Raw genomic sequence first — 26,508 nt, forward strand, 5'->3', positions numbered from 1 at the left:
GCGTGCTCTATTGGTTCCTGAAGTGGATCGCCCTCGGGCCTGTTCTGCGACTCGTCTTCCGGCCCAAGGCCTACGGGGTGGAGCACGTGCCGGAGGAGGGGCCCGCGATCCTCGCCAGCAACCACCTGTCCTACGCCGACTGGCTGTTCATGCCCCTGACGCTGAACCGCCGCGTCACCTTCGTCGCGAAGGCCGAGTACTTCACGACTCCCGGCATCAAGGGCTGGTTCCAGAAGAAGTTCTTCTCGGGGGCGGGCCAGGTGCCGATCGACCGCTCGGGCGCCAACGCGGCCGAGGGCGCGATGAAGTCGGCGATGAAGATCCTCGCCGAGGGTGACCTGTTCGGGATCTATCCCGAAGGCACCCGCTCGCACGACGGCAAGCTCTACCGCGGCAAGACCGGGGTCGCCCGGCTGGCCCTCGAGACCGGCGCCCCGGTCATCCCGTGCGCCGTCGTCGGCACGGACGTGGTCGCCCCGGCCGGCAAGGTCTACGGCTCGTGGACGCGCCCGACCGTGCGCTTCGGCAAGCCGCTCGACTTCTCGCGCTACGCCGGCATGGAGAACGACCGCTACATCCTGCGGTCGATCACCGACGAGATCATGTACGAGATCATGCGCCTGTCCGGCCAGGAGTACGTCGACCTCTACGCCAGCAAGGCCAAGGAGCTCGACAAGGAGAAGGCCAAGCAGGCCGCCGCCGAGCAGGCCAAGCAGGCCGCCGCCGAGCAGGCCGAGCAGGACAAGGCCGGCGACGGGCCGGAGCAGAAGGCGTCCTGAGCGCGCACGCCCACCCCCGGACCGCCGCGCCGCGGACGGACTCCGCGCTCGCCGTCGAGGACCGGCTCTACTCGGCGCTCGCCATCGTGCGGGTCGTGGTGACCATCAACATGGTCGGGCTCAACGCCTATCGGCGCGACACCTTCCAGCACCCGACGCTCGGCCTGGCCGTCGTCCTGGCCCTCGTCGCCTGGACGGCGGCCGCGATCTGGCTCTACCACGACCGCGCGAGGCGTACGAGCCTCCTGCTGGTCGCCGACCTCGCGATCGCGGTGGCCGCGATGGCCCTGACACCGCTGGTGAAGACCCCCGACTTCAACGCCACGATCCCGGGGTTCTGGGTGATGGGCGCGTTGCTGGCCTGGGCGATCCACTGGCACTGGAAGGGCGGCCTCGTCGCTGCGATCGCGCTGTCGGTGACGGACCTGCTGCCGCGCTCCGATCTCGACCAGGGCAACTACGGCAACGTCTTCCTGGTGCTGATCGGGGGACCGATCGTCGGCTACATGTGCGAGTCGCTGCAGCGGATGGCCCGCGAGCGCGACGCAGCCGAGCGCGCGGCCGCCGCGGCCGAGGAGCGGACCAGGCTGGCCCGGGCCGTGCACGACGGCGTCCTCCAGGTGCTGACCATGACCCAGCGCCGAGGAGCGGCCGCGGGGGGCGAGTGGGCGGATCTGGGCAGGCTCGCAGGCGAGCAGGAACGCAGCCTGCGCTCGCTGATCCGGCAGCAGGACACCCTGCCCACCGCGGCCGAGGGACGGGTGGACCTCGCCGGGGCACTGGAGGCGATGGCCACCGCCCATCCCGTGCGCGTCGACGTCGCGACGCCGGGAGGCGCACTCCTGGTCGACGCGCATGTGGCGACAGAGACGGTGGCCGCGGTGCGCGCCTGTCTCGACAACGTGCTCGCCCACGTCGGCCCCGAGGCGAGCGCCTGGGTGCTGGCCCAGGCAGCGCCCGACGCGATCACCATCTCGGTGCGGGACGACGGACCGGGCATCGCGTCCGGGCGGCTGGAGCAGGCCGAGGCGGAGGGACGCCTGGGTGTCGTGTCCTCGATCCGCGGGCGCATCGAGGAGCTCGGTGGCACGGCCACGATGGAGAGCGGGTCGTGGGGCACCGAGTGGGAGCTCACGGTGCCGCTAGCGTGACCGGGTGACCATCCACACCAGCCACCCGTTCCTCGAGCCCGAGGGGGACCGCGATCCCGTACGCCGCCTCCGGGGGCGGGTCGGCGGCACCGTCTCGCTGTGGACGGCCGGCTTCTCGACCGGCGACCGGGCCGGGCTCACGGTGTCGTCGTGGATGGTCGCCGGCGGCGAGCCCGGCCGGGTGCTCGCGCTGCTGGACCCGGACGCCGACCTGACCGACGTACTCCTGGCCACGGGCCGCGGCGTCGTGCAGCTGCTGGCGTGGGAGGACCGCGACCTTGCCGACGTCTTCGCCGGCGCGCCGGCGCCCGGCGGCCCGTGGCGGCTGTCGGAGTGGGTGGCGACCGACCACGGACCTCGGCTCGCGCACGCCACGACCTGGGCGTCGGTCAGCGTCGAGTCCGCGGTCGAGGTCGGCTGGTCGGCCCTGGTCACCTGCGTCCTGGAGGAGGTCGTGGTGGGTGAGGATCCGGCCCCGCTGGTCCATCGGCGCGGTCGCTACCTGCCTCCGGGCGGGTAGCGGTCTAGGCTTCCCTCATCTCTGGGAGGGGAGCCATGGTGCGAGTAATGGTGGTCGACGACCACCCGATGTGGCGGGACGCGGTCGAGCGCGACCTGCAGGCGGCGGGGCACGACGTGGTGGCGGTCGCGTCCAACGGGCGCGAGGCGATGGCGCGGTTCCCTGCGTCCGCGCCGCAGGTCGTCGTGCTCGACCTGCAGCTGCCGGACAACACCGGCGTGCAGGTGACGAGCATGATGCTCGAGCACGACCCGACGGCACGCGTGCTGATCCTCTCGGCCAGTGGCGAGCAGGGCGACGTGCTCGAGGCGATCAAGGCCGGCGCGACGGGCTACCTCGTGAAGTCGGCCTCCAGCGCCGAGCTGGTCGACGCGGTGACCCGGGTCGCCGAGGGCGAGGCCGTCTTCACGCCCGGTCTGGCCGGGCTGGTCCTCGGCGAGTTCCGTCGGATCGCAGACGGCCCACCCGACGACCCTCGGGACCAGCTCACGGAGCGCGAGACCGAGATCCTCAAGATGGTCGCGACCGGCATGAGCTACAAGCAGATCGCCTCGCGACTGGTGCTGTCGCACCGCACCGTGCAGAACCACGTCCAGAACACCCTGCGCAAGCTCCAGATGAACAACCGGGTCCAGCTGACGCGATGGGCCATCGAGCACGGTCTCGACACCGAAGGCGAGTGATGACGGGGAGTGACCTCGATGCCTACCTTGAGGCCTACCTCGCCCGTCTCGGCCTGACCGACCGCCCGCCGACCACGCTGGCGGGGTTGCGCGAGGTCCACCGGGCACACGTGGCACGGATCCCCTACGACAACCTGTCGACCATGCTCGGTCGGCCCGACCCGGTCGAGCCCCCCGCAGGCGCCGCCCGAGCGGCGAACGGGGGACGGGTGGGCTACTGCTTCCAGCAGAACGGCGCCTTCGAGTGGCTGCTGACCCAGCTCGGGTTCTCGGTCAGCCGGCGACACGGTCACGTCTGGTTCCGTCCCGACGAGAAGCTCGGCACTGCTCTCAACCACCTCGTGCTCGTCGTCTCCGGCCTCCCGGCCGCCGACAACCCCGGCGGCCACTGGTGGGTCGATGCCGGCCTGGGGGAGGGCTTCGCGGAGCCGCTGCCCCTGGTGCGGGGCGACCACGTCGTCGAGGGGTGGTCGTTCGGCATCGGCGCCGGCTACGGCGCGCAGGCAGCGGGCCGGCCCACGGGCCCCGCGGCGTGGACGTACCGCCACCTGCCCGGTGGTGTGCTGCGCGGCATCGTGGTGACCTCGCGCGACCACTCCGCCGCGGCGATCGCCGACTCCCACCGCGCTCTGAGCGCCGGCGACGACTCGCCGTTCCGGCGCGTCGTGGTGGCCCAGCGCATCGTCGGCCCCGAGCAGCTCACCATCCGCGGGCTCGTGCACCAGGTCCTCACCCCGACGACGCGCGACCAGCGCGACCTCACGTCGTACGACGAGTGGCGGGCCGCGCTGGTCGACGACCTGTTGCTGCCGGTCGACGACGTGACGGACGACGAGTGGTCCTCGCTGTGGGACCGCACCCTGACTGCGCACCGCGCCTGGGACGAGGCAGGGCGACCGTGACCGCCTGGCGGCGCGCGACCGCGGACGACGCGGTCGCCCTCCGCGACCTCGAACGAGGTGCCAGCCGTGCCGGCCTCGCGCACGTGTTCGGCGACCTGCCCTATCCGGACGACGACGTGCTGGCCCGCTGGGTGCTGCTCCTCGAGGACCCCGAGGTCGTCGTCGAGGTCGTCGACGACCAGGGCCTCGTCGCCCTGACCGCTCACGACGGATCCAGCCTGCGCCACCTCGCCGTGCGACCGGACCATTGGGGCTCGGGGCTGGGGCGGGAGGGCTTCGCGCGGGCCGAGGCGGCCGGGGCGCGCCGACTGTGGGTGCTGGCCGACAACACCCGCGCGCGAGGCCTCTACGAGTCGCTCGGCTGGACGCCGAGCGGCGAGAGCCAGGAGTGTCCCTGGCCGCCACATCCGACCGAGCTCGAGTACGCCGCCCCCGCGGCTCCCTAGGATCACTCCATGTCCGCATCGTCCGACCCGATCCTGGAGATCGCCGACGACCTCTATGCGCTGCCGCTCGCCGACTTCACGCCCGCGCGCGACGCGCTGGTCAAGGAGCACAAGGCTGACAAGGACCTGGCCTCCTCGATCAAGGCGCTGCGAAAGCCCTCCGTCGCGGCGTGGGTCGTCAATTTGCTCGTGCGACGCGATCCCGACCAGGTCGACCAGCTGCTCGCCGTCGGGGCTGCCCTCCGCGACGCTCAGGAGAACCTCGACGCGACCCAGTTGCGCGAGTTCACCAAGCAGCGCCGCCAGCTCACTGCCTCGGTGACGACTGCCGCCCGCCGGATGGCGCGCGAGGAGGGCCTCAAGACCACGCAGGCGGTCGCCGACCAGGTCGAGGCCACCCTGACCGCGGCGATGCTCGAGCCGGACGCGGGCAGGGCGGTGCGCAGTGGCCTGCTGGTGACGTCACTGGAGGCCACCGGCCTGGGCGACCTGGACCTCGGCGGGGCAGTGGCGCTGCCGAAGGCTCTCGGCTTCAGTGCCAAGGCCCGCCCCGCGGCGGCACCGGACCCGACCCAGCGGCCCCAGCTGCATGTCGTACCCGACCCGGATGCGGACGCCAAGGCGCGGGCGGCCGCGGACGAAAGGATCGCCGAGGCCCGCGGCGTGCTGACGGAGGCCGAGAAGGAGCACCGCTCGGCGCGACGGGCCGTGGAGAAGCTCCAGGCCCGGACCCTGCAGCTGCAGGCGGAGATCGCCGAGCTCCGCAGCCAGATCGCTGCCCTGGAGGAAGAGGTCGAGGAGGTCGACGACGAGCTGGGCGAGGCCGAGGCGGTGCAGGCCGAGGCCGAGGACGCCGTCGAGGAGGCCAAGGCCGAGGTTGAGGCGGCCCGCGCCGCGCGTGGCCGGTTGCCCTGAGCTCTGGACTGGAGGCGTTCCCAGTGTCCGCCTACGACTCAGCGACCGCCTGGCAACGAGGTGGCACGTAGCTGGCTGTCGATGTCGTCGACGGTCCTTCTCAGGCCCACGAGGAAAGGCGTGCGGGCAAGGCGGTCGATCTCTGGCCAGACCTCGGACCTGACCCGCAAGTCCCGGACCTGAGCCGTCCTCGAGCTGGGTGTGGTCAGCAGTGGACGCCTCCGGAAGGCGCGAGTCGACTCGCCGATGATGGCGCCCACCGAGCGCGACTGTCCGGAGGCGACGATCTTCGTGACGACCGCTCCTGCTGGCTCAGCCGCCACCCGGGACAGGCATGCACAGACCACTTCTGCTGCATCGGTGACGAACACGTAGTCACGCAGGCTGTCCAACGAGACGTGGATGCCCAACGGCTGTCGATTCAGGTGCGTCAGGCACAGCTGGGACACCAGCCCTTGGGGTTTCCGCAGGTTCTGCCCCGGGCCGTAGATGTTCGCGATCCGCCCGAGGCACACCCTGGTGCCTGCGGCGCTCATCGGGGAGACCGCAGCCTCGATCCTGAGCTTGGCGTGCCCGTACGCATTCACGGCAACGGCGGCCGACGCCTCTGTGTATGGCGGCTCATCGGGGGATCCGGCGTAGGCGCCCCCCGCTGAAGAGGCGATGAACGCGGCGGCAGGCGGACGAGGCATGCGCCGGATGAATTCCGCGAAGCACTCCACCTCGGCGTCCAGATCCGCAGCGCTGCTGCCTATGACGCCAGCACCGGCGCACCAGGCAAGTCGCCACATCGGCGTGTCCTGCGCTGCACCCTCCGCCGCTTCGAGCAAGGCTTGCACCGCGTCCTCATGACTTCCCCACGGGACGGACACTGTACGCACCGACTCGCCTCGAGAGTCGAGGGCGGCCTCGACTCCGCGCCCAAGAAGTCCTCTCCCGACCAGCAGGGTGGTCATTGCTGGTCGCTGACTTCCCGACCCAACGGCCCCTGCCCCCGATCGGCCACCATCAGGTAGAGCGGCTTGCCGAGCGCCATGTTCACCGCAACCCCGACGTACTCCGCGACGATGCCCACCGCAAAGAGGATGATCCCCAACCCGATCAGCGCGACGACCATGACGGATGTCCAACCGGCGACGGGGATCTCCCCGAAGATCCGGAGCCCGATGATCACCACGGCGAAGGAGAAGCCCAGCATCGCGAACAGCACGCCGACGACGCTGACGACCCGTAGCAGCCGCGTACCTCCCGTGAGGACCATCCGACGGTAGTGCGACAGCAGCGATCGGAGTCCGTAGCCCGACGGACGCACCTCGGTCGCAAGCGTGACGGGGCAGGTGGCCACACGACGCGAGACCCAGCTCAGGGCGACGTCGAGGTAGACCCCCGAACCGGCGTACGCGGCCACGCTTCGAGCGATCTCACCCAGGACGAGGCGAAAGCTGCTGAACCGGGGCGCATCGCTGTTGGCCGTCATCCAGCGGAGTGATCGCTTCGCCATACGTGACGCGAGGTTGCGCATGCTGCCGTGCGGTGGAGCGTTCACCGGTTCGCCGTAGACCACGTCGGCCTGCGCGGACAACGCGACGTCCAGCATCTTGGCGACGTCAGACGGATCGTGCTGGCTGTCTTCGTCCAGTGTCAGTACCCAGTCGCCGCCCGACGACGACATACCGGCCAGCGTAGCTGCATGCTGCCCGAAGTTTCGGCTCAGCCACACCGGCCTGACCCAGTCGTGCTTCTCGGCCAGAGCGCGGATGACCTCGTCCGATCGATCTGGCCCACAGTCGTGGACGAGGACCAGCTCGGCCACTCTCATTCGTCGGCCCCCGGGCGTCTCCAGCTCGTGGATCATGGGGGCGATGGCATCGACGAGCTGGTCCAGGCACGTCTCCCCACGGTAGACAGGCACCACGACGGACAGGGTGTGAACGTCGCTCATGACGCCACCAGCTCGGCAGCCGATGCCGGCTTCTCCGCCGCAAGGATGACCGAGGATCCGAAGGGCAGGTCCCACCGCGCAACGAGACGGCGGTCGACGGCAGTGGCAGCGTCGAGGATCCGTTCTTGTACCGGACTGATCACAGGCAGCTGCAGAGCTTCGGTGCCGGCGGTTGGTGCTTCACCTGCGCGCCTCTCTCTCAGACGTGTCACAAGCCGGGCGATGGCGAACGCAGGCAGTGAGCCGGCAAAGATGTAGGACGAGCGCATCACGGAGAAGCCGGCCCGCTCGGCTGCGGCGACGGCGCGACCTCGCGTGTACCGGCGATGGTGATGGTTGAGGTCATCGTGGCTGGTCCATGCCCATTGGTAGGCCGGCATACTGAGCAGCAAGGTTCCGCCGGGACGGAGCACCCGCACGAACTCGGACAGGGCTCCTTCCTCGGGCTCGAGGTGCTCCAAAACGTCGAAGGCAGCGACCACGTCGAACGACCCGCTGCGGAACGGCAGGGCAAGGGCGGACGCGCAGACGTCTCCCGGGCCGAGGCCTCGCGGATCGATGTCCATGGCGACGCGCAAGCCGCGATCCCTGAGCCAGGCCACGCTTGGCCCGTCTGCACTGCCGACGTCAAGGATGTGTGCACCAGCCGGCACATACCCTGCCAGCCCACGCTGCAGCAGATCCGAGCGGGTGCGGTACCACCAGTAGTCGGGGTTGTCCAGCGACGGTGAGCCTTGTTCCACGCACGCCATGCTCGCACGAACAAGCGTCATTGCACTGGTGATCGCGCCGAGCGAGCGACGTCGAAACGTCCTCGACCCTCTAGCCCGCCCAGCCCTTCGCGCGCTCGACCGCGTCGGTCCACCGTGCGTACGACGCGTCGAGCGCCGCGCGGTCGCCACCGGGCTCGAACCGTCGCTCGAGCGCCCACGTGTCGCGCAGCTCGTCGGTCGACGCCCAGACGCCGGTGCCCAGACCGGCGAGGAAGGCAGCGCCGAGTGCGGTGGTCTCCACGATCTCCGGTCGCTCGACCGCACGGCCGACCTGGTCGGCCTGGAACTGGCAGAGCAGGTCGTTGGCCGCGGCTCCGCCGTCCACGCGCAGCGTGGAGAGCTCCGGCAGGGTCTCCAGCACGTCGCGCACCTCGAAGGCGATCGCCTCGAGGGTGGCTCGGACGAGGTGGGCGCGCGTGGTGCCGCGGGTGATGCCGATGATCATGCCGCGGGCGTGTGGGTCCCAGTGCGGGGCGCCGAGGCCGGTCAGTGCCGGCACGAACACCACCCCGTCGGTGTCGTCGACGCTCTGCGCGACGGCGGCGGTCTCGGCGGCGTTGCCGACGATCTGCAGGCCGTCACGCAGCCACTGGACCGCCGACCCGGTCACGAAGATCGCGCCCTCGAGGGCGTACGTCATCTCGCCGCCGGGGGAGCGCCACGCGGCCGTGGAGAGCAGCCCCGCGTCGCTGCGCACGACCGAGGCGCCGGTGTTGGTGAGGATGAACGAGCCGGTGCCGTAGGTGCACTTGGACTCGCCCTCGTCGAAGCAGGTCTGCCCGAACAGGGCCGACTGCTGGTCGCCGGCGATGCCCGCGATCGGCAGGGACAGGCCGAGGAAGGCCGCCGGCTCGGTGGGGGCGACCTCGCCCCAGTTGGGCACCAGCTCGGGCAGCGCGTCGCGCGGCACGCCGAACAGCTCGCACAGCTCGTCGGACCAGTCGCCTGCCTCGAGGTCGAACAGCAGGGTCCGGCAGGCGTTGGAGACGTCGGTGACGTGCCAGGTGCCGCGGGTCATCCGGGCGATCAGGTAGGAGTCGACGGTGCCGACGGCGTACCGCCCGGACTCCACGAGGGCCCAGGTGTGGGGCTCGTGCTCGGCGAGCCACGTCAGCTTGGTGCCGGAGAAGTAGGGGTCGAGCCGCAACCCGGTCAGCTCGGCGACCCGGTCCTCGTGGCCCTCGGAGCGCAGCCGCTCGCAGATGTCGGCGGTGCGCCGGTCCTGCCACACGATCGCGCGGCGCGGGGACCCCAGCGTCTCACGGTCCCAGAGCACGATCGTCTCGCGCTGGTTGGTGATCCCGATCGCGGTCAGCTCCCCGGCGTCGACCTTCGTCAGCACCTCGCGCGTCGCCTCCAGGGTGGCCTGCCAGATGTCCTCGGCCGAGTGCTCGACCCACCCCGGCTCGGGGAAGTGCTGGCGGAACTCCTGGTAGCCCTTGGCCTCGATGTGCCCGTCACGGGTGACGACGACCGCGGTCACGCCGGTGGTGCCGGCGTCGATGGCGAGGACGCTCATGCCGTGTGGTCCCGGATGATGTCGAGGATGCGGCGGTCGATCCACGACGGCCGCGGTCCGGAGTCGACGCGCATCTCGTAGTTCTCCGAGCCGACCCACATGTGGAAGCTGTCCTTGCCGTCGGCTCGCGCCAGAGACTCGAGCTCGGCCATCAGCTCGTCGTCGATCGGCACCCGCTCCTGGGCTGTCGACGCGGTCAGGTAGAGCTCGTTGAGGTCCACCAGCCGGCCCAGCTCGGTCACCGGGTCGGTGTGGTCGTCGACGCGCAGGTCGACCGCGACGTCGTCGTGCCCGCCGTAGCCCGCCCCGTCGCGTACGACGAGCAGTGCCGCCGACTGCCGACCGCGCCGGTCACCGCCGGCGGCGTCGCCCGCGGCCAGGGCGGCGAGCAACCGGCGCTCGACCGGCAGGTCGGTCGAGTCCAGCCACGCCCGCTCCATCGCTTCCACGACCTCCGGTCCGGTGAGGATGTTGCCCTGGATGGCGTAGCCGCCGCGCTCGCCGCTGCGCCCAGTCACCCCGCCGGCCCAGTCGAAGCACTCCGACCCCGTGTACGTCGCTGCGTTGCCGTCGGAGTCGACGACTCCGACCTGCCGGTGCTCGCGGCCGTCGTCCTCCTCTACCAGGCGGTCAAGGGCGACCTGGGCGGTGGCGCCGTCGTCGAGGTGTGCCAGGGCGAGGTACTTGAAGGAGAGGTTGGCGTCGGCCTGGGTGGCGATCGCGCCGACCCCGGCCGCAGCCGCAGGCACCCCCGACCCGACGGCCAGGAACTTCGAGGCGACGGCCACGCCCCACGACTCGCCGTCGTCGGAGCGGGCCACAATGGAGAAGGTCATGTGCGGAAACATAGCCGCCCGAGGCAGTACGCCTGCCACGATGACGCCATGGACGGGGAGATCGTGCCGGAGCTGCTGGCCGGGGTGACGCCGGGGCGCACCCGGATCGAATGGGCCAGGATCGAAGCCTGGCTGGGCACGCCGTTGCCGGGCGCCTACCGGCAGCTGTGCGACCGCTTCGGCTCGCTCTACGTGGGTGACTGGCTGTGGCTGCACGCGCCCGTCCGGTTCACCGAGTACTCGCCCTTCGACCGTGAGCTCGCAGCAATCAGGTCCGAGGCGCGTGATGCCTGCGAAGCTACAGGCCTGCCGGCACCGGTCTTCCATCCGAAGAAGGGCGGCCTGCTGCCGTTCGGATCCTCTCGCGGGGGCGAGGGGGTCTTCTGGGACACCTCGGGTGAGGACCCCGACGACTGGCCCGTGGTCGTGCTGGCCCACGCTGCCGGTGCCTATGGCAACGCGCGCTGGGTTCGGTCCGGACTCACGCTCGTGCCCTTCCTCGAGGCGCTCGTCACGACCGGGGTGCGCGGCACCGACGGGGCGGAGTACGGCCCGCTTCCGGCGAGCATGGCGCGCGCGTACGTCGATGCGTCGACGTCGTACTGGACACCGCCGGACCGCGCTGCGAGGAGCGACCCGCGGCGCAAGGGGCTCACTGCCGGTTCGGGCCTCAAGGCACTGCAGGTGCTGGTGCCCCCGCAGCCGCCGAGCGCCGGACACCGGCCGCCCGAAGAGCGGGACGACCTTCCCGCCGACTATCTCGCGCTGATCGCGGCCTACGGGCCCGGCACCTGGCGTGGGTGGCTGCGGGTCGCCGCGCCTGCCGACCTGGGCCCGGGAGGTCGTCGTGAGATGCCCTGGGCGGTTGCGCGGCGAGACGACGACTTCCTCCCGTTCGCCGACTCCATCGACGGTGACGTCCTCGGCTGGGTGCGGCGCGGGGACCCTGACCGCTGGCCGATCGCGTGGGTGCCACGCCACGATGACCCCGGCCCGGCCCAGCAACTGACGTTCACGTCCGTGCTCCTGTCCTGGCTGCGCGGGAAGCCCGTGGGCACCGTCCTCGCGCCGCCGGACCCGGACATCGACCTCGTCGACCAGGCCACTTTCGAGCCGTGGACCGTCGGGTGAGCGCGCGCCCCTAGACGGTCAAGACGCTGTCGGTCGGATGGGAGAGGATGCTGACGTGCTGACCCGTCTCGGATTCCCCAGCGTCGGGGAGCATCGCAGGTTCGTGGCGGCCATCGTCGCCGACACCGTCGGCAGCGGGCTCTTCATGCCGATCACGCTGCTCTACTTCCTCGCGATGACCGACCTGTCGCTGGTGCAGATCGGGTCGGCGCTGTCGCTGTCGGCACTGCTCACGATGCCGGGCGCCTTCGTGATCGGGAGCCTGGTCGACCGTTTCGGCCCGCGCCGGATGATGCTCGTCGGCAACCTCGTGCAAGCCGCCGGGATGGTCGCCTACCTGTGGGCCGACTCGCTGCTCGTGGTGGCGCTGTGGACGACCCTGCTCAACCTGGGCCGCCAGGCGTTCTGGGGCTCCTTCGGCAACGTGGTCACCGCGATCTCCGCGCCGGGCGAGCGGGAGCTGTGGTTCGGCTTCCTCCAGGCGGTGCGCAACCTCGGCTACTCCGTGGGCGGGGTGCTTGCCGGCATCGCGCTGCAGATCGGCACCGACCTCGCCTACGAGTCCGTGGTCGTGGTCAACGCGGTGACCTTCGTCCTCGCGTTCGTGCTGCTCCTCGACGTGCCGGACCATCGCGTGGCGAGGGACGACGACGCACCGGTGGAGGGCTGGGGCGTGGTCCTGCGCGACCGCGCCTACCTCCGCCTCGTGCTCGGCCAGCTGGGCTTCGTGGCCGGGATGATGGTCCTCAACTTCGCGCTGCCGGTCTACGTCGCCGAGACGATCGACCTGCCCGGGTGGGTGGTCGGGGCGATCTTCACGCTCAACACCGCGATGGTCGGCCTCGGCCAGGGGATCGTCGTACGCCGCATGGCCGGGCGCGTCCGGGCGCGCATGATGGGCCTGGCGCAAGTCGTCTTCGTGGCCAGCTACGCCATGTTCGTCGTCGCCGGCTGGCTCCCGGTGTGGCTGGCCGTCGTCGTGATGCTGGTCGGTGCCGCGGTCTACACCGGCGGCGAGCTGACCGGCGGCCCGGTCTTCAGCGCCACCGCGGCAGAAGCCGCCCCCGACCACCTGCGCGGGCGCTACCTCGGCCTGTTCCAGCTCAGCTGGGGTCTCGGCGGGGCGGTGACCCCGGTCGCCTACACGTGGCTGCTCGCCCACGGGCAGACGACAGTGTGGTGGGTGCTCGCACTCGTCGCCCTCCTGAGCGCGGCGTACCTCCAGACGCTGCCGAGGGTGCTGCCCGCGGCGGGGCTGCGGGTGACCCAGCGGGCGGACTCATCGGCCTGACGGCGCCGCCAGCCGGAAGAGATCAGGCCTGGCCGGTCCCGGCCAGCAGCTCGGTGAACCACCCCTGGGTCGCGTCGAACGGCTTGTGCCCGGCGATCCGCTCGAACTCGATCGCGCGGAGCTCGTCACCGCGCTCCTCGTCGTGGCCGACCACACCCGGACGACCCTCCAGCGCGCACCTGACGGCGAGCTCGGCCATCTCCCGGATCAGGGCCCGGTCGGTGTCGTTGGCCGGCGCGGAGCGGGAGAAGTAGCCCGACTTCTGCACCATCTTCTTCTCGGCGCCGATCTCCTGGGAGAACCGGTCGGCGAAGTAGCGACCGGGGTTGATCGTGTCGATCTTGACGTGGCCGAACGGGTCGCGACCGACCTCCTCGCCGGCGGCCTCGAGGTCGGCGACGATGTCGTCGATCCCGGCGCCCTCGGCGAGGAAGATGTTGACGCAGCCGACCTCGTCCATGACCGTACGCAGGCGCTTCGCCTCGGCGGCCAGGTCGATGCCCAGCTCGGGGACGTACACCGCGTGGATCGCCCAGCGGCGGGGGTCGAGGCCGATGCCGGGCAGCCACTGCTGCTCGGCGTGCCACGCCATGTAGTCGCGCGCCGCTGCCGCGGTGAGCCAGCCGGACGCGCGGCCCATCACCTCGTGCACGATGAGCATGCGCGGGTTGGAGCCGTGCTCGGCCAGCACGTTCTGCGCGAAGCGCGACGCCTGCTGCGCGGCGGTCAGCGCGCCGAGGCTCTGCCGGATCGGCACGATGTCGTTGTCGATGGTCTTGGGCAGCCCGACCACGGTCAGCTCGGAGCCCTGGGTGCGCAGGTACGCCGCCAGGTCGGCTGCCGCGGTGTTGGTGTCGTCGCCGCCGATGGTGTGCAGGACGTCCACGCCATCGGCCTGCAGGCGCGCCGCGGCCACTTCCAGCGCCGACTCGTCCGGACCGATCAGGTGACGCTTGCGGCAGTCCTCGTCGTTGGTGAGCTTGACGCGGCTGTTGCCGATCGGGCTCCCGCCGAAACGGTGCAGCACCGCCGCGCCCGCGCGCTCGTCGGGCCCGATCGTGATGCTGTTGCCGGTGAGCAGGCCGTGGTAGCCGTGCTTGTAGGCGATGATCTCGATATCGGGGTCGGTGGCGTCGTAGGTCTCGATGAGAGCACCTACTGCGGAGGACAGGCACGGGGCGTAGCCACCGGCCGTCAGGAGCGCAACACGAGTCGGCATGGGCAGCAGGGTAGTTAGATCGATCCAACACCGGAAGGGTGCCCGCCCAGTGGTCATCCGGCGCGCCCAGCCGTGGCGACACGCCCGCGGTGGGTTCGCGCGGTGGTTGCCTACCGCCGCACGTGGGGTTCATTGTGAGATCACCGTGCAGGCGCGCGGCAGGACGAACGGGAGTCTCGATGAGCGCGACGGAAGCCACTCAGCACGACGTCAACGGACGGGAGCCGGAGCTCAGGCGGGTCATCGGCCCCAGGCTGCTGCTGCTGTTCATCGTGGGCGACATCCTCGGCACCGGGGTCTACGCGCTCACCGGAAGCGTCGCCGGGGAGGTGGGGGGCGCCGCGTGGGCGCCGTTCCTGGTGGCGTTCGCCGTTGCCACGATCACGGCCTTCTCCTACCTGGAGCTCGTCACGCGCTACCCGCAGGCAGCCGGCGCCGCGCTCTACACACACAAGGCCTTCGGCATCCACTTCGTCACGTTCCTCGTCGCCTTCACGGTGATGTGTTCCGGGATCACCTCGGCGTCGACCGCGTCCAACGCATTTGCCGGCTTCCTCAACGACGGCTTCGACCTCGGCTTCGAGGTGGGAGGCGTCGGCATCCTGATCACCGCTCTGGCCTTCATGACCCTCGTGGCTGCTGTCAACTTCCGCGGGGTCGGTGAGAGCGTCAAGGCCAACGTGGTGCTCACGCTCGTCGAGCTGTCCGGCCTGCTGATGATCATCTTCATCGGCCTGTACGCCGTGACCCAGGGCAACGCCGACTTCTCCCGCGTCGTCGTGTTCGAGAGCCCCAGCGACCGCAACACCTTCTTCGCCATCACGGCCGCCACGTCGCTCGCGTTCTTCGCCATGGTCGGTTTCGAGGACTCGGTCAACATGGCCGAGGAGTGCCAGGACCCGATCCGCGACTTCCCCAAGATGATGCTCACCGGGCTCGGCGCCACCGGCCTCATCTATGTCCTAGTGTCCATCACTGCAGTGGCACTGGTTCCGGTGGGCGACCTCACCGACCCGGAGAAGGGATCGGCGCTCACCCAGGTCGTGGCCGCTGGAGCGCCCGACCTCCCCTTCGACACGATCTTCCCGTTCATCGGCATGTTCGCCGTCGCGAACTCGGCGCTGATCAACATGCTGATGGCGAGCCGACTGCTCTACGGCATGGCCAGGCAGGACGTGCTGCCCCGGACGCTCGGCAAGGTGCACGCGACTCGTCGTACGCCGTGGGTCTCGATCCTCTTCACCACCGCGATCTCCTTCGGCCTGATCATCTACGTCGTCCGGGCGAGTGCGTCCGAGGAGGGAGCGACGTCCGTGGCCCTCCTGGGCGGAACGACCGCGCTCCTTCTGCTGTGCGTGTTCACGGTGGTCAACATCGCGCTGATCGTGATTCGGCGCCGTCCCGGCAGCGAGGACCACCCCCACTTCACGGCACCGACCCTCCTGCCCTACCTCGGTGCCGTCACCTGTGCGTTCCTGGCCGGGCCATGGGCGCGCAGCGACGAGCAGCAGGAGCAGTACGTGATCGCAGGATTCCTGCTGCTCGCCGGGGTCGTGCTGTGGGCCCTCACCTGGCTCACCAACCGCGGCATACGTGCCAAGAAGACCGGCTTCCGCGACATCGAGCACATGGAGGACGACGTCCACTGAGGGCAGCGACACACGGCCGGTGCCTGCCGGCCGTGTCATGCCCTCCGTCTACGGTGGGCGGGTGACACGACGACCTCTCGGGACGCTCCTGGTGCTGATGGTCGCCTCGGCACTGGGCTGCACGTCGGTCAGTCCGCCGTCGCCGTCGGCGAGCGCCACACCGGGTGGCGACTATCCCGCTCCGACCGAGCCGGCGACCGCCCTCGAGCGCGGCGGGCCGCGCGACCGACCGCCGGTGCCCGGCGCTCCCGAGCTTCCCGGTGCCTACCGCTTCATCTCCACCCCCGACTTCCTCAACCAGGACGTCGCCGACCTGACCGCGGCCGGGCGTGAGCAGTTCATCGACAAGAGCACCGGTGAGGTCGCCAACTCCACCAATGCCGAGTACGACGCAGCGCTGGACCACGTGATCACCGAGATGGCCTCCCACGGGACCGACGACGTCCTCATCGCCGGTGACCTCGTGGAGGGTCGGTGGGGCCGTGACGACTCCCGCACCGGCGTGTTCGGACCGGTGAAGACGCAGGCACAGCGCCTGCGGGCCTGGCGGCGGGCAGCCGACGTCTACTACCCGGCCCACCGTGAGCGCTTCACGTCCCACGGCCTGACGATCTACCCGGCGGTCGGGGACCACGAGGTCGGGGACGACCCGTGGCAGGCGCGACGCGACTCCTGGATCGACTTCAAGCGTCGCCACGTGCCGCAGTTCAAGCGGCTCTACGCCGACCACATGATGACCGACGCGGACGGCCGGGCCCGGTTCGTCGACCGCCCCCGGGGCCCGGCGCGCCCCACCGCCTACGCCGTGCGCCTCGACCCCCACGTCCTCCTCGTCACGATCGACGTGTTCGAGAGGCGCGGGGGAGACGTCCACATGTCCGTCGACCCGGCGCAGCTCACGTGGCTGCGCACGGTGCTCCGGCGGGCACGCAGGGCCGACGTCCCGTGGGTGATGGTGCAGGGTCACACGCCGATGACGACCGACGTCCGCAGCCGCAACTCGACCCACCTGGTCTACGAGGACGGCACCGAGTCGGACCTCTGGCGGACCATGGTCAGGGGTGGCGTGGACGTCTACCTCAGCGGCGAGGTCCACGACCAGACGGTCCACGTCTTCGACAAGATCCTGCACGTCTCCCACGGCTCGCTGTTCTACCGGGGCGAGGCGTCGTACGTCGTCGGGCAGGCCACCGCCGACCAGCTCGTCCTGGAGAACCACCAGTTCCGCGGGACCATCGGCTTCGACGACCGGCTCTGGACCACGTCGAGCCAGGGGGCGCCCGGCCACATCAGCTACCCCTACCCCTCGATCGTCACGGGCACCCTCGTCGCGCGGCGGACGTCGTCGGGCGGCCTGGCTGTCGAGGACGCCGAGGGCGTGCTCGCGCCCAGGTCCTGACGCCGATCAGCCCCACCCCATCCACGGGGCGGCGCTCAGGGGTCGGTCACGGTTCGGGCGCGACGGCCGTCGAGCCGTACCCTTGTGTGGTGAACCTTCACGACGCCTCGTCCCTCACGTCCTCAGGACAGGCCGCCATCCCCACGCTCGAGCAGCTGCACGCGCTCGGGCCCCGCCAGCAGCCGACGTACCCTGACGCCGCGGCGGTCCAGGCGGCCGTCGACCGGCTCCGGACCGTGCCGCCGCTGGTCTTCGCCGGTGAGTGCGACGACCTGACCGAGAAGCTCGCCGCGGTCGCCCGCGGCGAGGCCTTCCTGCTCCAGGGCGGCGACTGCGCCGAGACCTTCGCCGGCGTCACGGCCGACAACGTCCGCAACAAGCTGCGGGTGCTGCTCCAGATGGCGGTCGTGCTGACGTACGCCGCCTCCGTGCCCGTGGTCAAGCTCGGCCGCCTCGCCGGTCAGTACGCCAAGCCGCGCAGCTCCGACGAGGAGACCCGCGACGGGATCACCCTCCCGGCCTACCGCGGCGACGCGGTCAACGGCTACGACTTCACGCCCGAGGCCCGCATCCCCGACCCGCAGCGGCTGGTCGACGTCTACAACTCGTCGGCGGCGACGCTCAACCTGGTCCGCGCGTTCGTCACCGGTGGCTACGCCGACCTGCGCCAGGTCCACACCTGGAACACCGACTTCGTGCAGAGCTCGCCCTTCGGCCAGCGCTACGAGGCGGTGGCCGACGAGATCGAGCGCGCGCTGACCTTCATGAAGGCGATCGGTGCCGACCCCGACGAGTTCCACCGCGTCGACTTCCACTCCAGCCACGAGGCGCTGCTGCTCGAGTACGAGCAGGCCCTGACCCGCATCGACTCGCGCACCGACCAGCCCTACAACGTCTCGGCCCACTTCGTGTGGATCGGCGAGCGCACGCGCCAGCTCGACGGTGCGCACGTCGAGCTGCTCTCCAAGATCCGCAACCCGATCGGCATCAAGCTCGGCCCGACGACGACCCCGGACGACGCGCTGGCCTACGCCGCTCGCCTCAACCCGGACAACACCCCGGGCCGGCTCACCTTCATCACCCGCTTCGGCGCCGGCAAGATCCGCGACGGACTCCCGCCGCTGGTGGAGAAGGTCACGGCCGAGGGCGTCCAGGTCGCGTGGGTCTGCGACCCGATGCACGGCAACACCTTCGAGGCGTCCTCGGGCTACAAGACGCGACGCTTCGACGACGTGATCGAGGAGGTGCAGGGCTTCTTCGACGTCCACCGCAGCCTCGGGACCTGGCCCGGCGGCGTCCACGTCGAGCTCACCGGCGACGACGTCACCGAGTGCGTCGGCGGCGGCGAGGAGATCGACGAGGCCGGTCTGGCCAACCGCTACGAGTCGGTCTGCGACCCGCGCCTCAACCGCGTGCAGTCTCTCGAGCTGTCCTTCCTCGTCGCGGAGATGCTGCGCAAGGCCTGACCTGCCGCCGCACCCCGCCAGCTCGCGTGCTCGAGCGGACCCACGTCCGCTCGACGCGCGGCATGCCGGGCAACAGGCGTCCATAGCGCGCGACCAGTTGGGTAGGTTCGGCCCGTGATCGACCTCCGCTCCGACACCCTGACCCGGCCCACCGACGGGATGCGCGAGGCGATGGCCCGCGCCGAGGTCGGTGACGACGTCTACGCCGAGGACCCGACCGTCCTGGACCTGCAGGAGCGGGTGGCGGCGATGTTCGGCCACGAGGCGGCGCTGTTCACCCCCACCGGGTCGATGGCCAACGTGCTGGCCGTCGCATCCCTCGTCTCACCCGGCGAGGAGGTGCTCTGCGAGTCCTCGGCCCACATCGCGCGGGCCGAGCTCGGGGCGCACGGCGCGATCTCCGGCATCACCATGCGCACGTGGACCCGGGAGCGTGGGCAGGTCGACCTGGCCGCGATCGAGCAGCTCCACGCCCCCGACATGGGACCGTTCTTCGTCCGGACCGCTGCCGTGTCGGTGGAGAACACCCACAACTTCGCGGGTGGCTCCGTCCTGCCGATCGACGACCTGCGCGACCTGCGCTCCTGGGCGGACACCACCGGCACCAGGATCCACCTCGACGGTGCCCGGCTGTGGAACGCGCACGTCGCGACAGGGACGCCGCTGTCCGACTACGGTCGCATCGCCGACGTGCTGGCGGTCTGCCTGTCCAAGGGCCTCGGTGCACCCATCGGCTCGCTCATGGTCGGCTCCGCCGACGCCATCGACGAGGCCCGCGTGCGCCGCAAGCGGATGGGCGGCGGCATGCGACAGGTCGGCGTGCTCGCGGCCGCCGGGACGTACGCCCTCGACCACCACGTCGAGCGGCTGGCCGACGACCACGCCCACGCGCGGCTGCTCGGCGAGGCGCTCGGGCTCGACCCGGCGACCGTCGACACCAACATCGTCGTCGTCGAGCGTCCCGACGCCGCCGCCTTCGTGGCGCGGGTCGCCGAGGAGGGCGTCAGGATCGCCGCCGTGGGACCGCGCGCCGTACGCCTCGTCACCCACCTCGACGTCACGAAGGCCGACGCCGAGCGGGCCGCGGCGATCTTCGCGCGCCTGGCGTGATCATTCAGTCGGCGGCGCGCCACTCCAACCGGTGGATGATCTCGCCCTCGTGGAGCGCGGCGCGCTCACCGGTGTCGGCGAAGCCTCGGGCGGTGTAGAGCCGTCGGGCCCGGCGGTTCTCCTCGCGCGTCCACACCGAGAGCCGGGTCCACCCTGGGCCGTGCTCGCGACGCTGGAGCGAACGGACGAGCGCGCCACCGACGCCGCACCCCCACAGCGCGGGATCGACGAACAGCATCGAGAGGTGCCCGGACGCGGGTGCGAGGACGCCGTCGTCCCGGAAGGGCTCGGCGACGAGCATCCCCGCGACGCGGTCGCCGTAGTGGGCGAGCAGCGCGACGTCACCGGCCTCGACCCGCGCTTCCACCTTGGCGGCCACCCGCTGCATGCGCTGCGGTGACGGTGGGCGGCCGGTGGCCAGCCGCGCTGCCACCCAGACGTCGACGGCCAGCTGTCGGGCCGCCGCGTCCGTGATCGGCGTGATGACGGTCCGGGGCATGGCGGTCGTGCTCAGCCGGCTCGCTGCCCGATGATCGAGACCTCGCTGATCGCGGTGTAGTCACGGCCCAGGGTGCCGCTGCCGGGAGGCGTGACCGACCCGATCGTCAGCGTCACCGTGCCCGTCCGCACCGGCGGCACCTTGAGGAGCTGCAGGTCGGGGCGCTCGGCGAAGGTCTGCTCCACCGTCGTGCCGTCCTCGAAGCCCCACGTCACCGCGAGGATCCGGCGGTTGTTGGGATACCAGTCCACCCCGGCGACCTGCTTGGCATAGCCGTTGATCAGCCCCACCCGCTGGACGACGCCTGGCTGCGCGAGCGTGATGGTGATGGTCTGCCCGGAGGCATCACCGGCCATGCGCCACGTGGTGCTCGGGTTGCCGTCGTGCATCTGGGCGCCCTCGTAGGCCACGAGGTTGCCGTCGAAGTCGGTCGTCGGCGGAGCCGTGGCCGGTACGTCGAACGCGGCGCCGGTGGCCAGGTTGATGCGCTTGCCGACACCCTGCGGTTCCTCGGAGGTCTCGGGTGCGGTCTCCTCGGAACTCTCGGAACCCTTCTCGGGGGCCGGCGCCGACGACTCGCTGGTGGTCGGCTCGGTCGCGATCTCGTCCTCGCCGTCGGTGCCGAGGACCCGGAGCAGGACGACAACCACCACCACCAGCAGCACGGCACCGACGACCCAGCCGATCCACGCCTGCCCGGTCACCGGGTCGTCGCTCTCGAGCTCGTCGACCTCCTCGTAGGGGAGGAGGTCCAGCTGCGGGTCCCAGTCGGGCTCCTGCGGTGGAGGCACGACGGGCTGGGTGGCCGTGGCGGTCTCCGCGCGCGGGTCCGGCACCGGCACAGGGGTAGGGTCGGCGGCCTGGACAGGAAGTGCCATCGGCTCCGGGGTCGCAGCGGGCGGAGCGGCGCGGGTCGCAGCGGGCGCGGGGTGATGTGCGTCGGGCGTGGTCACGACCGGTGCAGGGGCCGGCTGGCCGATGGGGTGCCCGCAGTTGAGGCAGAACCGGCCCACGCCGAGCTCTGCCCCGCACAACACGCACGTGTCCACGAGCACACGATAAGGGGGTGGCTCCACCCGGGGACCACCTCTGGGGATCAGACCGCGATGTGCGGGACCTCGCCCTCGACCACGCGACGGGGGGCGAGCTCGACGGTGAGCATTGCGGCAAGCACCATCCCGCCCCCCAGCAGCAGCCGGGACGTCAGGTCCTCACCGCCGAGCCACACCGCGAAGAACGACGCGAACACCGGCTCCATGCTCATGATGATCGCGCTGCGCGTCGGCGGCAGGTGGGCTTGGGCCCAGGTCTGTCCGAGCAGGCCGAGCGCGCCGACGACGACGGCCATGTAGACCACGGACATCCAGTCGCCCGCGCGGTCGGGAAGCACGATCCCGTCGTGCGCCGTCGCAAGGGTGCAGAGCATCGCGATGACGATGATCTGGAGGATCGTCATTCCCACGGCGTCCTGGGCGGTGGACCACGCCCCGAGACCGACGATGTGCAGCGCGTAGAGCACCGCCGAGGCCAGCGTGATCAGCTCGCCGTAGCCGATGCTGAACCCGTTGAGCGCGAGGACGCCGAGGCCGACGGTGGCGAGTGCGACGGCCGCCCACGTGATCGGAGGGATGCGGGTGCGCAGGATCGCGGCGGCGAGCAACGGGGTGCACACCACGTACAGGCCGGTCACGAAGCCGCTGATGCTCGCCGGGGTGTGGGCGAGCCCGGCGGTCTGCAGGATCTGGGCGACACCGTAGAGAGCGCCGAGGACGACGGCGTGCTTGCGCACCACGGGCGAGAGCCGGCCGAGCGCCTTGGGGGCGACGAGGACGAGCGCCACCGAGGCGATCGTGAACCGGAGGGCCAGGAAGTCCAGTGTCGGCACCCGGTCCAGGAGGTCCTTGATGAGGAAGAACGTCGAGCCCCAGCAGGCCGCCAGGCCTAGCAGTGCGGCGGCCGCCAGGAGGGTCGTACGCCGGGTGTGCTCGGGACTCACGCGGGAAGGCTAGGGCATGTCTCTCAATCCTCGGCCACCGCGCAGCAGGCCATGGGATTGAGAGCCATACCCTGAGACGTCAGACGAGGAACAACGTGATCGTCGAGCCCTTGGGCACTTGCTCTCCCGCTCCGGGGTCGGAGCTGGAGACGTAGCCGAGGCCCAGGTAGACGTCGGACTCCTCGGTCTTGACCTTGAAGCCGAGACCCTCCAGCAGCTCGGTGGCGGCCTCCACCCCCATCGCCTGCACCGTGGGGACCTCGACCAGCTCGGGTCCCTGCGAGACGACGAACGAGACGGTGTCGCCGCGGAAGAGCGTGCCGGTGCTGGGGTCCTGGGAGATGACGTGGCCCTCGGGGACGGTGTCGCTGAACTCCTCCCCGGCCACGGACACCTTCAGCCTGCGAGTCTCCAGGGCGGCCAACGCGTGGTCGAACGACTTGCCGGTCCAGTCCTTGATCGTGATCGGCTTGCGCCCGCGGCTGAGCACGAGGTCGACGGTGGCGCCGGGCTTGAGGGTCGTCCCGGCCTTCGGGGAGGTGCGGATCACCTGCCCCTCGGGGACGGTCTCGCTCCAGCGGCCGGTGCTCTTGCCGAAGGCGAGGTTGGTCGCGGCGAGCGCGTCCTGCGCCTGGTCCTCGGTCTGGCCCTTCAGCTGCGGCACGTCGTAGCGCTCAGGGCCGAGCGAGAGGGTCAGGGTGACCGTTCCGCCGTCGAGCACCTTGCCGCCGGGTCCGGGATCGGTCGTGATGACCATGCCGGCGGCGACGTTCTCGGAGTACGCCGGCTCGCCCGCCTCGGCCTCGAGGCCGGCCGCCTCCAGCTTGGCGCTGGCCGCGGCCTCGTCGAGCCCGAGCACCGCCGGGGTGGTCGTGTAGCGCTCCCAGCCGAACCACCAGGCGCCCAGTGCGATGCCTCCGACGAGCAGCACCGCCAGCAGGAGGCTGACCGGACCCTTCACGGAGCGGCGACGGGCCGTGGTGGTCACGGGCGCCACTCGGCTCGGTGCCCGCCCGGGCGAGGGCCGCCGCGTGGGGACGCTGCGGACCGGCATGGCGGTGGTCGGGGGGGCCTGGTCGGACGGCCTGGGCGCAGCGCCCACTGGGACTGGCGTCCGTGGCACCGGGTGCCGCTCGAGGGCGGTCGTCCGGTCGGGGCTGCCGTCGTCGACGAGACCCGAGTCGCGAGGGTCGACCTGGGTCAGCAGGGCCAGTGCGCCGGCGTCGAAGGGCTCGGGGGTGGTGTCCTCGCGCCGGTCGGCAGGGTCGTCGTCCGACACCGGGGCCTGGCGGGGGAGCAGGTCGGCGGCGAGCTCGGGATCGCTGGCGAGTCCTTCGCGGATCGCCTGCTCGACGCGGTGCAGGTGGTGCAGCAGGACCGTCGCGTCTGCCGGGCGCTGGTCGCGGTCACGGGAGGTGGCCCGGGCGACCAGGGCGTCGACATAGTCGGGGATGCCGGGCTCGAGGAGCGAAGGCATGGGCACGTCGTGGTGCACGTGCCGGTAGGCGACCTGGATGGGCGACTCGCCTTCGTGCGGCTTGTTGCCGGTCAGCAGCTCGTAGAGCACGACGCCCGCGGCATAGACGTCGGCGCGCGCGTCGGCCCGGCCGTCGACGACCAGCTCGGGGGCCAGGTAGGACACGGTGCCGATCAGCACCCCGCCGGTCGCGGTGTGCTGGGTGTCGGCACTGATCGCCTTGGCGAGGCCGAAGTCGGCGACCTTGACCCGGCCGCCATGGGCCTCGTCGGCGATCAGCACGTTCTCGGGCTTCACGTCCCGGTGGATCAGGCCCGCCCGGTGAGCCGCCGCCAGTGCGGAGACGACAGGCTCCAGGAGCGCCAGAGCACGGCGGGGAGGCATCGGCGCCTCCTTGCGGATGACGTCGCGCAGCGTGTGGCCAGGGACGTACTCCATGACGAGGAAGACGGTGTCCTGCCCGTCCGAGGTGTCGTCACCTTGGTCGTAGACGCCGACGACGTGCGGGTGGTTGAGCCGAGCCGCGGCGCGGGCCTCACGGACGAACCTCTCGGCGAAGTCCTGGTCGTCACCGAGACCGGGATGCATCACCTTCACCGCGACCGTGCGGTCGAGGCGGGTGTCGGTGGCCTCGTAGACACTGGCCATGCCACCGCGCGCCACCCGGGCGCCGACGCGGTAGCGACCGTCGAGCAGGCGACCGACCAGAGGGTCGCCAGCGACGCCGGACGCGGCCGCGCGGGCGTGCTCGGGTGGCTCCACTGGTCGACCTCCAGAGCCGGATCGGAGTGGGACGGGGAAGGATCCGGCGCTCCTACTCTACGGAAACGACGCGGGTGGCCACGCCCAGGCGGCGTTCCGGCGTGGCGCGTGTCCCGCCGGCGGCGAGCCGCGGTCTGCTCAGGAGGGCGGGCGCCCGTCCTCCAGCCGGCGCTTGATGGCCACGACGTTGCCGACGTACGCCTTGGTCTCCTCGTAGAGCCCGTGGCGCTGCACTGCCCCCAGGCCCTGGTAGTAGGCGCCGATCTTGTGCGTACGACGGTGGGTGTGGTGCGACAGCACCCGCAGGAGCAGCACGCCTGCCGTGGCGTTGTCGCCGAGCTTGCGCAGGTCCAACGGGCGGCCCGCGTAGTTCTCCATCCAGCGCGCCGTCGGCGGCAGCACCTGCATGGCGCCGATCGCGCGAGCGCTCGACACCACGCCCATCTGCCAGCCCGACTCCTGCCAGGCGATGGCCAGTGCGAGGTGCGGGTCGACGTCGTGGTGGCGCGCAGCGCCGGCGATCACCCGGCGCACCAACTCGTGTTCGCCGTCCGGGTGCTGCCACATCCGGGGGGTGCGGCCTTCGTTCCTCACGACGGGGATCACGATCCGCTGACCGACGCGCAGGGTGCCGCTGGGTCCGAGGTGGTTGTGGGAGATGAGCTCGGCGGTCCACGCGTGGAAGCGCACAGCCAGGCTCGAGGCGGTGTCGCCGGGCTTGACGACGTACGACACCGGCGTCCGGCCGGCGGGCAGCCGCTCGTGGTCGGCGTGAGCGGGCGCGGCCACCAGCGTCGCCGCGATGGTCGCGACGCTGAGGGTGAGGCCGACCAGCCATCGGGCGGCCGGTCGGGGGGAGCTGGCTCGGGGCAAGCATCGGAGCACGGGTGCCTCCTCGTCTCGTCTGCTGCGCCCGAGGTCCGGAGAGCCGCGGGAGGGAAGCGCGCGAACGAGCCATCGACGGTAGCGATGCGCGGGCGGTGGCGCGAGGCGCCGGGTGGGTCGGGCGTGTCGCGCGTGACAGACTTCCGACATGAGTGATGTCCCCCTCGCCGACCGTGACCTGGCCACCCTCGTCCCGGAGTGGCTCGACTGGTTCCAGGCGGCCGAGCTGCTCGGCGTGACGCCCGGCAAGGTGCGCACGATGATCCGCGAGCACGAGCTCGCCGCCGCCGTCTCCGAGCCGGGCGCCGGCCCGCGCGTGCCGGCCGACTTCATCCAGGACGGTCTCGTGGTCAAGGGGCTGCCCGGCCTGCTGACCCTGCTGCACGACCACAGGTTCGACGACCGCGAGTGCATCGCCTGGCTCTTCACCGACGACAACCTCCCGGGCCGGCCCATCGACGCGTTGCGGGAGAACCGCGGCAGCGAGGTCAAGCGCCGGGCGCAGGTGCTGGAGTACTGATAGACCGTAGGAGCGAGGCCACGACGAAGGGATTGGCATGAGCGAGCGCAGCGAGCGAGTCATCCAACACAGCGCGACTGGTGCCTCATGCGCGCACGGAGCGAAGCGAGGACGTGCATGAGCGAGCGCAGCGAGCGAGTCATCCAACACAGCGCGACTGGTGCCTCGTGCGCGCACGGAGCGAAGCGAGTACGTGCATGAGCGGATTGGCAGCCCTGCTGGCCGGGCACGAGGCGCCCGGGATCTACCGCTGGCACGGGGCGTTCGACGTCGCCGACGTCCGCCACGCCGTCGAGCACGCCGGCTGGGGGTTCGGGCACGTCGACGGCTGGACGGCCGGCGACAGCAAGGCCGCGTTCCTGGCCGCAGTCGGGGAGGCGCTCGACTTCCCCGACGACTACGGGCAGAACTTCGACGCGCTCGCCGACTGCCTCCATGACGTCGGCCGGGGCGTGGGTGGCGTGGTGCTGCTCTGGGACGGCTGGGGCACCCTCGCCCGCGCCGACCAGCGGGCCTTCAGCGTCGCGCTCAGCGTGCTGGGCTCGAGGGTCAACGCTGACAAGGGGATGCCGTTCTCGGTGCTCCTGAGGGGCGAGGGCCCCGACGTGCCCGGTCTCGCCAGCCTGGACTGAGTAGCC

26 protein-coding genes and 1 pseudogene are annotated in these 26,508 nt (G+C 71.2%); 15 read left to right on the plus strand and 12 right to left on the minus strand.

Translation table 11 applies throughout. The features are described from left to right. Positions 1-2 precede the first annotated feature (2 nt). From J3P44_RS15200 to J3P44_RS15230, 7 genes are read left to right on the plus strand one after another with little or no spacing between them, the layout of a single operon-like run. Positions 3-779, plus strand: a complete 777-nt coding sequence (locus tag J3P44_RS15200) for a lysophospholipid acyltransferase family protein (RefSeq protein WP_255891278.1) — start codon at positions 3-5, stop codon at positions 777-779. Next, the gene (macS, locus tag J3P44_RS15205) at positions 776-1,930 is read left to right on the plus strand and encodes a MacS family sensor histidine kinase (protein WP_255891626.1); all 1,155 of its coding nucleotides are present in this window, start codon (positions 776-778) and stop codon (positions 1,928-1,930) included. Before J3P44_RS15200 ends, macS begins: the two co-directional genes overlap by 4 nt. A gap of 4 nt (positions 1,931-1,934) precedes the next feature. Continuing rightward, the gene (locus J3P44_RS15210) at positions 1,935-2,450 is read left to right on the plus strand and encodes a flavin reductase family protein (RefSeq protein ID WP_255891279.1); all 516 of its coding nucleotides are present in this window, start codon (positions 1,935-1,937) and stop codon (positions 2,448-2,450) included. Between the two features lie 35 nt (positions 2,451-2,485). Then, positions 2,486-3,133, plus strand: coding sequence for a response regulator (locus J3P44_RS15215; protein ID WP_255891280.1), 648 nt, complete (start codon positions 2,486-2,488; stop codon positions 3,131-3,133). Beyond that, a complete protein-coding gene (locus J3P44_RS15220) occupies positions 3,133-4,035 on the plus strand; it encodes an arylamine N-acetyltransferase family protein (protein ID WP_255891281.1) in 903 nt (300 codons plus the stop codon). The genes J3P44_RS15215 and J3P44_RS15220 overlap by 1 nt, the downstream gene beginning before the upstream one ends. Beyond that, on the plus strand, positions 4,032-4,481 hold the full coding sequence (locus tag J3P44_RS25570; RefSeq protein ID WP_255891282.1) for a GNAT family N-acetyltransferase: 450 nt from the start codon (positions 4,032-4,034) through the stop codon (positions 4,479-4,481). The genes J3P44_RS15220 and J3P44_RS25570 overlap by 4 nt, the downstream gene beginning before the upstream one ends. Before the next feature lie 9 nt (positions 4,482-4,490). After that, on the plus strand, positions 4,491-5,396 hold the full coding sequence (locus J3P44_RS15230) for a hypothetical protein (RefSeq protein ID WP_255891283.1): 906 nt from the start codon (positions 4,491-4,493) through the stop codon (positions 5,394-5,396). A gap of 38 nt (positions 5,397-5,434) precedes the next feature. Here J3P44_RS15230 and J3P44_RS15235 read toward each other — a convergent pair whose 3' ends face one another. The 5 genes from J3P44_RS15235 to J3P44_RS15255 form a co-directional block, all read right to left on the minus strand. Beyond that, a complete protein-coding gene (locus J3P44_RS15235; protein ID WP_255891284.1) occupies positions 5,435-6,235 on the minus strand; it encodes an NAD-dependent epimerase/dehydratase family protein in 801 nt (266 codons plus the stop codon). Between the two features lie 113 nt (positions 6,236-6,348). Then, positions 6,349-7,338, minus strand: a complete 990-nt coding sequence (locus tag J3P44_RS15240) for a glycosyltransferase (RefSeq protein WP_255891285.1) — start codon at positions 7,336-7,338, stop codon at positions 6,349-6,351. Continuing rightward, positions 7,335-8,081, minus strand: coding sequence for a class I SAM-dependent methyltransferase (locus J3P44_RS15245; RefSeq protein ID WP_255891286.1), 747 nt, complete (start codon positions 8,079-8,081; stop codon positions 7,335-7,337). Before J3P44_RS15245 ends, J3P44_RS15240 begins: the two co-directional genes overlap by 4 nt. A 79-nt stretch (positions 8,082-8,160) precedes the next feature. Next, complete coding sequence (glpK, locus tag J3P44_RS15250; RefSeq protein WP_255891287.1) at positions 8,161-9,630, minus strand: glycerol kinase GlpK; 1,470 nt, start codon at positions 9,628-9,630, stop codon at positions 8,161-8,163. After that, positions 9,627-10,466 carry a DUF1028 domain-containing protein gene (locus tag J3P44_RS15255; protein WP_255891288.1) on the minus strand — a complete coding sequence of 280 codons (840 nt, stop codon included), beginning with the start codon at positions 10,464-10,466 and terminating at the stop codon, positions 9,627-9,629. Before J3P44_RS15255 ends, glpK begins: the two co-directional genes overlap by 4 nt. Before the next feature lie 48 nt (positions 10,467-10,514). Between J3P44_RS15255 and J3P44_RS15260 the strand changes: the two genes are divergently transcribed. Both J3P44_RS15260 and J3P44_RS15265 read left to right on the plus strand, forming a co-directional pair. Beyond that, a complete protein-coding gene (locus J3P44_RS15260; protein WP_255891289.1) occupies positions 10,515-11,597 on the plus strand; it encodes an SMI1/KNR4 family protein in 1,083 nt (360 codons plus the stop codon). A gap of 55 nt (positions 11,598-11,652) precedes the next feature. After that, positions 11,653-12,888, plus strand: a complete 1,236-nt coding sequence (locus J3P44_RS15265) for an MFS transporter (RefSeq protein WP_255891290.1) — start codon at positions 11,653-11,655, stop codon at positions 12,886-12,888. Positions 12,889-12,910: 22 nt separating this feature from the next. On the opposite strand, the gene J3P44_RS15270 is transcribed toward J3P44_RS15265, so the two are convergent. Further along, positions 12,911-14,107: a pyrophosphate--fructose-6-phosphate 1-phosphotransferase gene (locus tag J3P44_RS15270; RefSeq protein ID WP_255891291.1), complete on the minus strand. Its 1,197-nt coding sequence runs from the start codon at positions 14,105-14,107 to the stop codon at positions 12,911-12,913. 179 nt (positions 14,108-14,286) lie between these two features. On the opposite strand from J3P44_RS15270, the gene J3P44_RS15275 reads away from it, so the two are divergent. The 4 genes from J3P44_RS15275 to J3P44_RS15290 all read left to right on the plus strand — a co-directional run bounded on the left by J3P44_RS15275 (position 14,287) and on the right by J3P44_RS15290 (position 19,731). Further along, positions 14,287-15,756: an APC family permease gene (locus J3P44_RS15275; protein ID WP_255891292.1), complete on the plus strand. Its 1,470-nt coding sequence runs from the start codon at positions 14,287-14,289 to the stop codon at positions 15,754-15,756. A gap of 61 nt (positions 15,757-15,817) precedes the next feature. Next, positions 15,818-17,155 (plus strand): metallophosphoesterase family protein, encoded by a 1,338-nt coding sequence (locus J3P44_RS15280; protein WP_255891293.1) that lies wholly within the window; start codon positions 15,818-15,820, stop codon positions 17,153-17,155. Positions 17,156-17,244: 89 nt separating this feature from the next. Then, positions 17,245-18,621 (plus strand): class II 3-deoxy-7-phosphoheptulonate synthase, encoded by a 1,377-nt coding sequence (locus J3P44_RS15285; RefSeq protein ID WP_255891294.1) that lies wholly within the window; start codon positions 17,245-17,247, stop codon positions 18,619-18,621. Positions 18,622-18,735: 114 nt separating this feature from the next. Further along, the gene (locus J3P44_RS15290) at positions 18,736-19,731 is read left to right on the plus strand and encodes a threonine aldolase family protein (RefSeq protein ID WP_255891295.1); all 996 of its coding nucleotides are present in this window, start codon (positions 18,736-18,738) and stop codon (positions 19,729-19,731) included. A gap of 4 nt (positions 19,732-19,735) precedes the next feature. On the opposite strand, the gene J3P44_RS15295 is transcribed toward J3P44_RS15290, so the two are convergent. The 6 genes and pseudogenes from J3P44_RS15295 to J3P44_RS15315 form a co-directional block, all read right to left on the minus strand. Beyond that, positions 19,736-20,230: a GNAT family N-acetyltransferase gene (locus J3P44_RS15295; protein WP_255891296.1), complete on the minus strand. Its 495-nt coding sequence runs from the start codon at positions 20,228-20,230 to the stop codon at positions 19,736-19,738. Between the two features lie 11 nt (positions 20,231-20,241). Beyond that, positions 20,242-21,279 carry an NADase-type glycan-binding domain-containing protein gene (locus J3P44_RS15300; RefSeq protein ID WP_255891297.1) on the minus strand — a complete coding sequence of 346 codons (1,038 nt, stop codon included), beginning with the start codon at positions 21,277-21,279 and terminating at the stop codon, positions 20,242-20,244. Between the two features lie 47 nt (positions 21,280-21,326). Next, positions 21,327-22,226, minus strand: a complete 900-nt coding sequence (locus J3P44_RS15305; RefSeq protein ID WP_255891298.1) for a DMT family transporter — start codon at positions 22,224-22,226, stop codon at positions 21,327-21,329. Between the two features lie 79 nt (positions 22,227-22,305). After that, a complete protein-coding gene (locus J3P44_RS25880; protein WP_443678176.1) occupies positions 22,306-22,494 on the minus strand; it encodes a PASTA domain-containing protein in 189 nt (62 codons plus the stop codon). A gap of 21 nt (positions 22,495-22,515) precedes the next feature. Then, positions 22,516-24,465, minus strand: a pseudogene (pknB, locus tag J3P44_RS15310) (Stk1 family PASTA domain-containing Ser/Thr kinase); the annotation flags it as partial. 138 nt (positions 24,466-24,603) lie between these two features. Beyond that, on the minus strand, positions 24,604-25,350 hold the full coding sequence (locus J3P44_RS15315; RefSeq protein WP_255891300.1) for a lytic transglycosylase domain-containing protein: 747 nt from the start codon (positions 25,348-25,350) through the stop codon (positions 24,604-24,606). 148 nt (positions 25,351-25,498) lie between these two features. Between J3P44_RS15315 and J3P44_RS15320 the strand changes: the two genes are divergently transcribed. Beyond that, positions 25,499-25,870: an Rv2175c family DNA-binding protein gene (locus J3P44_RS15320; protein ID WP_255891301.1), complete on the plus strand. Its 372-nt coding sequence runs from the start codon at positions 25,499-25,501 to the stop codon at positions 25,868-25,870. Positions 25,871-26,067: 197 nt separating this feature from the next. Then, complete coding sequence (locus J3P44_RS15325) at positions 26,068-26,502, plus strand: barstar family protein (RefSeq protein WP_255891302.1); 435 nt, start codon at positions 26,068-26,070, stop codon at positions 26,500-26,502. Positions 26,503-26,508: the final 6 nt, after the last annotated feature.

Origin of the sequence: Nocardioides astragali (assembly GCF_024436375.1) — a bacterium.
Taxonomy (GTDB): domain Bacteria; phylum Actinomycetota; class Actinomycetes; order Propionibacteriales; family Nocardioidaceae; genus Nocardioides; species Nocardioides astragali.